The 11,954-nt window shown below is 52.1% G+C and carries 10 protein-coding genes; all 10 read right to left on the bottom strand.

The genetic code is table 11. The features are described 5' to 3' along the window. Window positions 1-170: 170 nt before the first annotated feature. Entirely contained in the window at window positions 171-998 is an 828-nt protein-coding gene (gene yqeB, locus DESTI_RS09250; protein WP_014809702.1) for a selenium-dependent molybdenum cofactor biosynthesis protein YqeB, read from the bottom strand. 515 nt (window positions 999-1,513) lie between these two features. Further along, window positions 1,514-1,999, bottom strand: a complete 486-nt coding sequence (locus tag DESTI_RS09245) for a response regulator (RefSeq protein ID WP_014809701.1) — start codon at window positions 1,997-1,999, stop codon at window positions 1,514-1,516. A gap of 19 nt (window positions 2,000-2,018) precedes the next feature. Continuing rightward, complete coding sequence (locus DESTI_RS09240) at window positions 2,019-3,314, bottom strand: TRAP transporter large permease (RefSeq protein ID WP_014809700.1); 1,296 nt, start codon at window positions 3,312-3,314, stop codon at window positions 2,019-2,021. Beyond that, window positions 3,311-3,802 carry a TRAP transporter small permease gene (locus tag DESTI_RS09235; RefSeq protein WP_014809699.1) on the bottom strand — a complete coding sequence of 164 codons (492 nt, stop codon included), beginning with the start codon at window positions 3,800-3,802 and terminating at the stop codon, window positions 3,311-3,313. The genes DESTI_RS09240 and DESTI_RS09235 overlap by 4 nt, the downstream gene beginning before the upstream one ends. Before the next feature lie 193 nt (window positions 3,803-3,995). Continuing rightward, on the bottom strand, window positions 3,996-5,033 hold the full coding sequence (locus DESTI_RS09230) for a TRAP transporter substrate-binding protein (protein ID WP_014809698.1): 1,038 nt from the start codon (window positions 5,031-5,033) through the stop codon (window positions 3,996-3,998). 116 nt (window positions 5,034-5,149) lie between these two features. Beyond that, on the bottom strand, window positions 5,150-7,453 hold the full coding sequence (locus DESTI_RS09225; RefSeq protein ID WP_014809697.1) for a xanthine dehydrogenase family protein molybdopterin-binding subunit: 2,304 nt from the start codon (window positions 7,451-7,453) through the stop codon (window positions 5,150-5,152). A 5-nt stretch (window positions 7,454-7,458) separates the two neighbouring features. Next, window positions 7,459-7,938 (bottom strand): (2Fe-2S)-binding protein, encoded by a 480-nt coding sequence (locus tag DESTI_RS09220; RefSeq protein WP_014809696.1) that lies wholly within the window; start codon window positions 7,936-7,938, stop codon window positions 7,459-7,461. Beyond that, window positions 7,935-8,963, bottom strand: a complete 1,029-nt coding sequence (locus tag DESTI_RS09215; RefSeq protein WP_014809695.1) for an FAD binding domain-containing protein — start codon at window positions 8,961-8,963, stop codon at window positions 7,935-7,937. The genes DESTI_RS09220 and DESTI_RS09215 overlap by 4 nt, the downstream gene beginning before the upstream one ends. A gap of 30 nt (window positions 8,964-8,993) precedes the next feature. Then, window positions 8,994-11,321, bottom strand: coding sequence for a xanthine dehydrogenase family protein molybdopterin-binding subunit (locus DESTI_RS09210; protein WP_211213760.1), 2,328 nt, complete (start codon window positions 11,319-11,321; stop codon window positions 8,994-8,996). Window positions 11,322-11,435: 114 nt separating this feature from the next. Beyond that, complete coding sequence (locus DESTI_RS09205; protein ID WP_014809693.1) at window positions 11,436-11,954, bottom strand: (2Fe-2S)-binding protein; 519 nt, start codon at window positions 11,952-11,954, stop codon at window positions 11,436-11,438.

Genomic DNA, 11,954 nt, shown 5'->3' with positions numbered 1-11,954 from the left:
AGTGTCCGATTGAAGATTAAGAATATTGGTGGGTGCCGTGCCTCCGTGCCGGCACATCTTCAATATGATCAATGATATCGATAGAATGGACCGGCAGGGACGCCGGTCCCCACCAGTATCTTGTATTGGAGCATGGGATAAACGTCTGAATTTTTGGCAATCGCTATAGATCACGTGTTGTACGTTCTCAGCATGGCTTCAAGCACGGCTCCGGCAATGGCTCTGGCTTTTTCTGAGACTCTGAAGCAATAGGAGGCATCACCGCGAGGATCGATATCGCCGATCTTGAGATTCCGCGTCACAGAAGTTCCCGGTCGGATCAAACCTCTCAAAATTCCGCCTATCTGTGCTGTCACCGGTTCATCGGATACGGACCCGATCGCCTGGCCTTCTGTCACTGGCGTCCCTATCGATAATTCCGACAGAAAGACCCCCTCTGCCGGGGATCTGAGCACCCGCAAAGCGGAATGTCCGTTTATCGAACCGGGAACTCCCGTATTTGGCGAAGCATATCCCTCGGTGATCAATCGACCAAGGTCATGACCTCTGTTCGTCTCTATCACAAAATGCGCGTCCCTGCCGGCATTGAAGCCGGGTCCTAAAGCGACGACCAGAGGAGCATCCGATGTGGAAATTCCGAGATTTCTTTTCGCCAGTATTGCGTCGATCACGATATCGGGTTGAAAGCTTGTCTTACACAAAGCATCGGGGTCAACAAGCACAGGAATCACTCTTCTACTCCAGTGGCCTTCCACTTCTTCCGCCCGATCGACTCTCTCTGCTCTGATGTTCTCGACAGTCCAGCTTTTCTCGTACACAACCTCACAAAAGCTAACCGAACGTCTTACAGCCAGCGGTTTTTCAATCTCGGTCATGAGTATTCTGAAGAAACCGGAAGGATGCAGCCTACAAGCACAGCCTGTGGCCATTTCTCCGGCTCCGCGAATGAGTATTTTCAACTCGCTCAGATTCGAGGGTCTTGCAGCTATGTTGGTCATGGGCATGATCTTTGAATTTACGGTGTATCCGCTGATGATTGTACGTAATACTGATTCGCTCTTCTTTTCATAATCTGGGGGGCTGGAGTATCCTCTGCTCCGGACGACGCAAAAAGGTCTAATCAGTCCGCTCGGGACACTCCAGCCTTCGCTATCTTATATGGATAACTGTCTGACACAGCACTCTTTCCACCAGATTCCAAACGCAAGCTTGGAGCTCACGAGGATGATAATACCATTTTGCATGCAAGAAGTACTACTTTATAGCAAATGTCAGAATTTTTGTCCGATTGCGAAAAGCGCTTCTCGAGAAATCGGTGGGTGCTGTGCCTCCGTGCCGGCACGTCTTCAACATGATCAATGATATCGATAAAATGGACCGGCAGGGACACCGGTCCCTACCAATATCCTGTAATTCTCACGCGGAATAAACGACAGAATTTTTGGCACTGACTATATCTCACCCTCTTTAGGATAATCTACCGCAAAAAAACCCCTCTGTCTCTTCTCTGGAATCACCAACTGATGTTTGGATCTCGCGGAAATTTGATTTCCTCCCACATGGTACCCCACAACTCTTTGAACCTGTGGCCGAGACGGACTTTCAGTTTTTCCCAGTGCGTCCGCCCCTCTTTCACTTCTCCCAGGATCTCGGCAATGAGCTCTGAGAGCCGGGCAAGCTCGTCTTTGGGCAGAAATGATACAGCGCCCTTGTCAATGGCTCTCTGGAAGCTTTCAGGGGTCATGGAATGAGCAGTCAAAATCACGGAAGGGATCTTCCTTTGGGTAGCTATTTCCAGGAGTTCAAACCCTCGGACCCCCATGATGTCCAGTACTGCGAGATCGTACACATCTTTTTCGAGAAGTTCTTTCGCTCTGTGGTAATCCCTAGCAGTGATCAGATTGCAGGTTTCAAGTTGCTCCTCAATTACCGCCAGTATGTCTTCTTCATCGTCAACTGCGAGAATCTTCTTGCCACTGAGAATATCCTGATCCGCCATGTGTAACCTCCATGAAAGCCTATTTTACGAATGAAGGGAGAAAAAGCGCTACCTGGGGATAGAAGAGCATAAGGAGCAGTACAATCCAGTAGGCGGGGAGATACCAACATACTCCCTTGAGCACCGTTCCCAGAGGAATTTCCTTGTCCATTCCAGCCACCACATACGCACAAATGCCAACAGGAGGCGTTACGGCTCCCATGGTCGTCACCATGCAGAGGATGCACCCGAACCATATGGGGTCGTATCCCATCTTCATAACAACAGGGAAGAAAATCGGAATGGAAACAAGAAGGAATCCCAGGGCGTCCATCACCATTCCGGCAATCATGTAGATGAAAAGGATGGCTATAATAATGAGCCATGGCTGAACTGGAAGAGCGGCTACGTAATCGGCTACTTCAAAAGGCATGCGGCTGATCGTCAGGAATCTGCCGAGGATGACCGCTCCCGTGACAATCAGGATGATCATCGATGTGATCTTGAGAGTATCGACTACTGAAGCTATAAACCCTTTGAAGGTCAATTTACGCCGGATCAGACCGAGGACGAGAGCAAAAAAAGCTCCGGCCGCACCTGCCTCAGTCGGAGTATACGTCCCCGAGTAAAGACCAAGCATCACTAAAGCAAAGAGGACGAACATCTCAAATGCGCCTGGAATGGCTTTAATTTTCTGCCACAGAGTTGTCCGCTCACCCCCCGGACCCCATTCCGGACGAAAGACACAGAGGAGATATGCTGTGAGGCAAAACAGGCCTGACAAAAGCACCCCAGGCAACGTGCTACCCCAGAACAACTTTCCGATGGATTGTTCTGTGTAGATTCCGTACACCAGCAAGACCACACTGGGAGGGATGACGACACCGAGGGTAGAGCCGACGGCAATAGAGGAACTGCTCAAGATCGGATGATATTTGTATTTCTTCATCTCGGGCAAAGCTACGGAAGTCATGGTGGCAGCAGTTGCAGTATTGGATCCGCAAATTGCCGCAAATCCGGCACAGGCCATGATCGTTGCCATGGACAACCCGCCTCTGGTTCGGCCCATCCAGGTATATGCTGTTTCGTACAGGGTCTTGTTCACCCCTGAATAAAAGCAGATCTGTCCCATAAGGATGAACATTGGGATAACGGTGAGGCCGTACTTACTGAATACATTCCATATTTCGTTCCCGAGCATGGCAACTGCAGCATCCGGGGTGAGAAGGTACCAGAGGCCGCCCAGCCCGACAATGCCCATTGCGAGCCCCACAGGAAGCTCCAGGAAGAACATCAGACATAAGAGTATAACGATCCCGAGGAGTCCAATGGTCATTTTTCACCACCTTGGGAAGACTCGAACATTGTAAGCACATCGAGAAGAAGACAGAACACCATGAGTGCGCAAGACGCGGCAACTGCATAAGTAAAAGGCCAGAAAGGCATTTTCAGTGTTTCAGAAACCTCACCCGATGCTCTCAAAATGCCGGCCAAACTGCCGACTTTCCATGCAGCAGCGCCAAAAAACGCCATGCCAAGCACATAACTAATGCCAATTCCGATTTTTCTCACTGTTGCAGGCAAAAGAAGGCTGATAATGTCAACGGCAACATGCCCTTTCTTGAGCTGCGTGTAGGCAAGAGGCAACGCGGCAACGAGAGCACCCAGGTAGCACACGAGATCGTAAATTCCTGCCATCGGAAATCCCATCATGCGCAGTCCCATGTTTATGCAGGAAACGGCTGTCATGACAACGAGTGCGATTCCGCCGATCCAGACAAAAACGTCACTGAGCCATTCATTGATTTTCTTCAAGAGTCCCATAAATCCTCCAAGAACACGGCCGGTACAGAGACCACACCTGTAAAGTGGCGTGCGTACAAACCTCTCTTTATACAGATATCAATCTGAATCAACGTCTGCCACGAACCAACATCTCTGGAGAAATCGGATAGCAGCAGAAGAAGAAGGCAAACATCTTCTGCTGCTGCTTAAGACGAGATCGTTATGCGACCGATTACTTGTATTCCTTGCTGTATTTCTCGGTCAAAGCCTTTGCATCCTCAACGATTTGTTTGCCTGGAAGCTTCGCTTCATCCATCTTCTTGATATAGCTGTCGACGAGTGGAGCGACTTTGGCCATCCATTTCGCTCTCTCATCTGCCGAAAGCGGGATGAATTCTACTTTGTATTCTTTCTTGGACCACTCCATTGCTTCATTGGCATGATCGTCGACGTACTTTCCGGTCCAAAGGGCCTGTTCTTTTCTCAAATCGTCGAAAACCTTCTTCACGTCAGCAGGCAGGGATTCCCACTTTCTCTTGTTCATTACAACGGCGAAAGGCACCACCCACAAATCGCTGAGAGTGACGAACGGGCAATATTCAGCGTATTTCATATCCTTGAGCACGTCCATGGACGTCACGTTCCCGTGAACCACTCCCTTCTGAAGTGCTTCAGGAACATCCGACTGAGGCATACCTACCGGTGCGGCTCCCAGGAGCTTCATCCATTCAACTCCGGTCCCGGCGGCTCTCAGCTTAACGTCATTCAGTTCCTCCAGGTTATGAATAGCTTTATTTGCTAGTATTTGAGCGGTCGCGCAGGTGAACAGCGTCAGGACTTTGACATCCTTCAAGGATTGAGGATTGTATTTCTCGAACAGGTCCCACATGACCAAGCTGGCGACTTTCGCATTGGGAAACCCGATGGGGAGGTCCATTACTTCCAGTTCCTTGAACCGTCCGGGCTGATACGCAGTGGCAAGGCATCCGATGTCAGCGCCACCAGCGACGACGCCATCGTACATGCTCTTGGCCTCGAGGAGGGTTCCGCCCGGAAAGGTCTTTACCTTCACCTTTCCATTCGTACGCTTTTCGACTTCTTTCACCCAGCGTTCCATTTGGATGCACGGGAATGTGGTCGCGGGAGGAAAATTGGCGTAGGTCAAAGCTACCGTATCAGCCGCCGCAGGGGTGACCGGGGAAGACCCACCGATCGTCATCACCGAGAATAGTGCGACGGAAAGGATCCAGAAGAACCTGCTGTGCTTCATCACGAACCTCCTTGCTCTTGTTTCGAACTGAATTTGTCCAAATAGCCTCGATCCTCGAAGGTGAATGAGCCTACAAAGCTCATAATTACGCCAGTAAGATCAATGTACGTTATGTATCAGTGGGCCTCGTCAGTCGGCGCCTCCTCGTTTCTCTTTTTATCCTGTATCGCTTTGAGAATCTTGTCTGGTGTGATGGGCAGATCGGTCATGTACACTCCGATTGCATTGCTGATCGCTGCAGCGTACGCCTGTGCAGCCGACATGGCAATGGACATGCCCGATTCCTTGGCTCCGTACGGGCCTTCCGGATCGTTGGATTCCACTATGATTGAGTTGATTTTGGGCATGTCGCAGGCCAGAGGAACTTTGTACTCAAGCTGAGTCGGATTCATCGTGAATCCTCCGTCCCAGGTGTGACCCTCTGTCAGGATGCCGCCCTGACCACCCATTGCGACGGACCCTTGGAATTGACCTTCCAGCACCAGCGGGTTCAACGCAAATCCGACATCCTGTGCCACCGTCACTTCAAGCACCCGGACCTGTCCAGTTTCCGGATCGACCTCCACTTCAGCAACCGTGGTCCCAAAGGAAAACGCACCGCACATCTGACCGTGAGGATTGCTGATCCATTCTCGTTTCGGGTCCACTTTCGGCCAGTAGTCCCCTTCTCCGCTGACAGCTTTGCCGCTGGCAAGAATTTTTCGTATCACTTTCTTCAGAGGAATGCCTGCTTCGGGACAACCCTTTACGTAAATCTGACGATCCCGTGCCACCAGGTCGGCAGGATCTGCTTCCAAAAGATGGGACGCGGTTTCAAAGAGCTGTTCGCGAACCTTCGCGGCTGCATTCTTGACCGCATGGCCTCCGATGAACGTGGAAACCTGCGAATACGCCCCAGGATCGGATGGGGTGACCTCTGTATCAGCCGTGACCAGTTGCACGTCCTCCGGACGGATGCCCAGTTCCTCCGCTGCGATCTGTACCAGCATGTGGTCGTTGCCCTGACCGTTATCGACTACTCCGGAAATGACCGTAGCGCCTCCATCTTCGTTGAACTTGATTATTGCTTCCGAACCGCCGCGGATTCCCATGGGAAATCCGGTCTGCACGGAATTGCATCCGATGCCGATCCCCTGGAACGGTGGCAGCTTGCCGTATTTCTCTTTCCAGTTGGCTCGCTCGGTCGCCTTGACAACGGTTTCCTGCATCGCACAGCTTGCAACGTAGGATCCTGTGTTCGTATATTCGCCAGGTTCTCTCGCGTTGATCATGCGCATGCGAATCGGATCGATCCCGAGGTGTTCTCCAATCATGTCCAACTGGGTGTCCACCCCGCAAGCGAACGCTCTGCCGTGAATCCGAATCATGCCTCGAGGCGGCTTGTTCGTATAGATGCGATAGCCGTTATAGCGCACGTGCTCCATCTTATAGGCCTGTTCCATGCACAAGAATGGCACACTCGTGGCAATCGGCCCTGTGGAACTGTACGCGCCGCCATCCATGTAGCAGGTTACATCCCGTGAGATCACCCGACCTTCACGGTTTACTCCGGTTTTGATGGTGGTGATGAGAGCGTGCCCCTGGCGAGTGGAAATGGAATTCTCCTCGCGGGTATAGACGATTTTCACCGGTCTGCGAGTCTTACGGGCAAGGAGAGCGCAAATGAAGTCAGCCGGTGAAATCTCGCTACGTCCGCCGAATGCACCACCGATTGTGATCTTTCGGACCCGCACCTTATTGAGCGGAATCCCCAATGCATTGGAGAGGGGTTTTGCCTTCATATGCGGTCCGGCATTGGGCATCCAGATTTCCAGGTTGTCGTTCATATCGAAACGTGCCAGCACAGCATAGGGCTCGGCCTGGAAATACGAGTCTTCCGCAGCGGTAAAAGTATCTTCCTGAACGTAATATGATTTGGCGAATCCCTCTTCAACATCTCCGACGTGTATGGGCACATGGATGTTTATGTTTTGCGGAAAATTGTCGTGCAGGAGAGGGGCACCAGGGGCGATCGCTTCCATCGGATCGAACACGGGCTCCAGAACCTCGTATTCCACCCGTATACGTCCCATGGCTTCAAGTGCAACGTCCTCGTTCACTGCCGCAACGGCGGCCACTTCTTCCCCGATGAACCGCACCTTCTCGGTGGGCAGGAATTGCTGATCCTGCGTGTAGCCGAAGACACCCCATTTTTTTCCAAGAGTGTCGGCCCCTGTTACGACAGCTTTGACACCCGGAATGCGCAAAGCTTCGGATGTGTCGATATTGAGTATTCGGGCGTGCGGGTGTGGGCTGCGGAGGATCTTTGCGATCAGCATCCTTGGCAACTTGAGGTCCGCTGTGAAGAGTGCTTCGCCGGTGCTCTTCGCCCTGCTGTCCACCCGGGGCATGCTCTTTCCGATATAGGCGTAATCCGGCATCCGCTTTACCTCTCTTTTTTGGGTCCGTCCACTACGGCTTCAACTGCCTCAATGATCTTGGTATATCCCGTGCACCGACAGGTATGTCCGCTCAGTGCCGCCAGAATTTCCTTCTTCTCCGGATGCGTCTTTCTCAACAAGAGCCCTTTGGAAGTCATCAGCATACCGGAAGTGCAGAAGCCGCACTGAACAGCACCGTGATCGATAAACGATTGCTGCAGAGGATCCAATTCTCCGTCTCCGGCAAGTCCTTCAACCGTCGTGACGTGAGATCCATTCGCCTCGAGAGCCAGAGTGAGACAAGAGCGAACAGGGTTTCCATCCAGAAGGACTGTGCAGGATCCGCAGACTCCCTCGCCGCAGCCTTCCTTGGCACCCGTGAGGTCGAGATCGTCCCGCAGCAGTTCCAGAAGTGTACGGTTCGGTTCTACGGTTAAAGAATAGGGTTCCCCATTAATGGTTATTTCCAAAGGGAGTCGGTTCATTGTGCCTCCAACAGGCCGGGCCCGGAAATCGCTCGTTTCAATGCCTTTTTCAGAGCCCGTTTTGCCATCACCGAAACCATCTGGCTCCGATATTCAGTCGGCTGGGCCATGTTATTTGCTATGAAAGGCTCGGCAGCGCTTCTGGCGGCCATTCCTGCTTCATCCATCGCGTGTTCGTCCCCAACCGTCCTGTCGAAGAGGATCTTCTCAACAGCCGAAATTGCAAGGGGAGCCCGGGATACCGCTCCGATGACCACATTGCATTGAACTATACGATCGCGATCGATGCGCACGAGAGCCCCAGCGGAAACCACAGCGTAATCGATCGCGGATCGATAAGCCAATTTCTCGAAAGCCGTTCCGGTGCGCGATCCGGGAGTCGGAATTTGAATTTCAACGAGCATTTCGTCGTCTGAAAGGGTGAACGGCCGCTCCCCCACCCCGGAATAAAGCTCCGCAAGTGGAAAGACTCGTTCGCTCCCCTTTGATCGAACGACAACCTGAGCGTTCATGGCAACCAGGACAGGAGCAGTGTCTGACTGATTTGCCGAATGGCACTTGTCGGAACCACCTTCCCAGGCAAAGCAGGTTTTCCCGCCAGCTTTATTGCATGCCTGTCTCGCTCCACGGAAGAATTGTGACTGATTGAAGAATTGACAGCGATTGTCCTGGCACAAGTTTCCGCCTATGGTTCCTGCGAAATGCTGGATAGATGGGGCGCCCACAGATCTCACAGCCTCATGAAGCCCGGGCAGACGGTCTTGAATAGGCCGGTATGCCAGAATATCCGACAGCCGAACCGCAGCTCCTATGCGAAAAACGTCTTCCGATTCCTTGATGAAATCCAATTCCGGCAGCGCTCTGATACTGATCACGTGTGTCGGTGAAGTCAGGCGCTGTTTCATCCGAACCAGAAGATCGGTGCCTCCCGCGAGAATTCGGCAATTCGCCCCGTGGGTATGGAGGAGTTCCAGGGCTTCCTGAAGATTCCCCGGCCGTTCATATTCAAAAGCTGGTAAACGCACTTGTATCCTCCTCGTGGTCTCGCCCGGACATCATTCACACGGCTGTTCTTTTTCGGTCAACGGGTCGATCCCACACGAGTCAATACCTTTCTTCTTTTTTATGGCGGCAAGAACCCTTTCGGGGGTAATCGGCAGATCTTTTATTCTTACACCAACAGCATCGTAGATAGCATTGGCTATGGCTGGCGCAGTGGGTACGCATCCGGGTTCGCCGATTCCTTTGGCGCCGTAAGGTCCGGCTTCATCAATGGTTTCGATCACCACCGGTGTCAGCGGGATGGAATCTTTTGCGGTCAGAATCTTGTAGTCCCGGAAATCCGGATTCATGTTTCGGCCTTTGTCCAGAATGACCTGTTCTGTGAGGGCATACCCAACTCCCATAAGAACACCGCCATATACCTGGCCGTCCAGCAGCAAGGGATTGATGGCCCTTCCCACATCGTGAGCGGCCACATAGTCCAGAATTTCCACCTTACCGGTTGCTTCGTCAACTCTTACGCGCACGCCATGGGTTCCGAAGGAATAGGTTGCAGACATATTACCACGAAAATCGCGTCCCATGTTTTCGTTGGCCGGATCGTAAAAATAATCCGCCATCATCATCTCCCCGTTGGGAGTAAAATGAGCGTTCCGCAACAGCTTGGAGATCGGCACTTTTACCGCAGGGCTGCCTTTGACAAATGCAGAGCCTTCTCTCAGAACCACGTCATCAACATGAGCTTCAAGGGCCTGAGCTGCCAGTTCCAGAAGACGTTTTCGTATCTTTGCAGCCGCGCCCAGAGCAGAGTTGCCCGCAACAAAGGTCGTCCGGCTCGCGTGGGCGCCCACATCCCACGGACAAACATCAGTATCCTGATGAATCACATTTACATTGTCCACGCCTATTCCCAGTTGCTCCGCGACAATCTGCGCCAATATGGTATCCGCTCCCTGTCCCATGTCCGAAGCACCGGTGAACACGTTCGCATTACCGTAATCGTCCATTTTGATGATCGTTCCGCAGCCGTCGGACTTATAGATCCGCGCTCCACCGCCGACGTGAATAAGGGAGGCCACACCGGTCCCGACCCCCGGCTCCTTTGGACGCTCAAGCTGCAATTTTTCCAAGACTGCCTCGATACACTCGGGAAGTCCGCATGTGGTGATACGGAATCCCTGCGGTGTAACTTCACCCGGTTGATTACAGTTGATACGTCTGAATTCCATGCGATCTATACCCGCGGCCTCTGCGAGCATGTCTATGGCGCTTTCTATGGCGAAGGTCGCCTGAGGATTGCCATAACCCCGCATGGCTTGGGAATAGGTGTTGTTAGTATACACACATTTCGCCACGTAGCGTACATTCGGCACTCGATAAAGCGAAGTGATGGGCATCATCATAACTGACGGAGTAGTTACACCCCAGGAAGTGTAAGCGCCGTTGTCCAAAACCATGGACATATCGCGATAGAGCAACTTGCCCTCTTTATCGCACCCCATGGATATGTGGATGATGGTAGGTTGTCGCGTGGAGGTGGCCACAAACTCTTCTTCACGACCGAACATTATTTTCACCGGACGTCGTGCATGCCAGGCGAGAAGAATCGCCACGTGTTCGTACGCATAGGTGTCCAGCTTGCTGCCGAAACCGCCGCCGATGTACGGCTTGATCACCCGCACTCGACTGTTTTTGAGACCCAGTGCCTTCAACGTTTCCAGGAAATCCTTTTGGGCAAGAGACGGAATCTGGGTATTTGTGTGAATAGTCAGATTGTTCGCATGATCGAAATCCGCAATGGCCCCACTGGTGCCCATGCAGCAATGCGTCACCCAGGTGGTGGTGAAGCGCTCTTCAACATTGAAGGCTGCATCACTCTTTGCTGCATCCACGTCTCCATAATGGAGACTCCAGGGCATTTTCAGAATATTCGTCTTATGATCCTCATGGACTAAAGGGGCATCGGGCCGCATGGCTTCTTCCGGATCGAACACTGCAGGAAGAGCTTCGTAGGTGACCTCAATGAGATCGATTGCTTTTTCGGCAATTTCCGGGTCCGTGGCAGCCACTGCAGCAACTTCATCGCGATAGGATCTTACTTTGCCGGCCTTCAGCGGTGGATTGTCTTTGTAGACACCCATACGAATCGCAGGAATATCTTCACCGGTCAGGACCACTCGTACACCCGGCAAGCTTTTCGCCTTTTCAGTGTCGATTTTCACGATACGAGCGTGAGGATACTTGCTGTAAAGAATCTTGCCATAAAGCATTCCCGGCAGTTTGACATCCTGGATGTATTGAGCTCTACCCGTAGCCTTGCTCACGGCATCCACCTTGGGGACTCTCTTGCCTACCGCTGTAAACTCTTCCATAGTTTCCATATCCTGTCTGCTGATCGCGAATCGGTGCAAGAAGCGCAAACGATTCTAGCACCTTGGAGTTCCGGACAGTTTCACTCGTATAATCTGATGACGAGGCCGTATCCGAACCGTTTGTTACGAGTCGGAAGAAGAGCCGGCTTCTCGCACTACTACCCCAATATCCTCAGAATCTTTCTGGATAACGGCTTTCACGGATTCAAAGATAGGCACGTATCCGGTGCAGCGACAGAGATTTCCGGCCAACGCGTGCTGTATTTCTTCATCTGTCGGTCGAGGATTCTCGTCCAGAAGTGCCTTGGAGGACAAAATCATGCCGGGACTACAGAATCCGCATTGAATTCCGCCATGTTCGATAAAAGACTTCTGTAATGGGTGCAGCGTGCCATCCGGCGAAGCGAGTCCTTCAATGCTCAGGACATCCTTGCCTTCCAGTTCCACGGCAAGATAAAGGCATGAATTTACGGCGAGACCATCTACGATGACCGTACACGCACCGCATTCACCACTGCCGCAGCCTTCTTTGGTACCTGTCAAACCCAATTCTTCCCGCAATAAGTGGAGCACCGTCCAGTGCTCCTCAATCGACATTTCCATGCGATTACCATTCAGGATAAACTTTATGTCTTTGGACAT

This window comes from Desulfomonile tiedjei DSM 6799 (genome assembly GCF_000266945.1).
Taxonomy (GTDB): Bacteria; Desulfobacterota; Desulfomonilia; order Desulfomonilales; family Desulfomonilaceae; genus Desulfomonile; species Desulfomonile tiedjei.
Note: the sequence above shows the minus strand (reverse complement) of the source record. Positions and strands in the feature narration are given on the sequence as shown.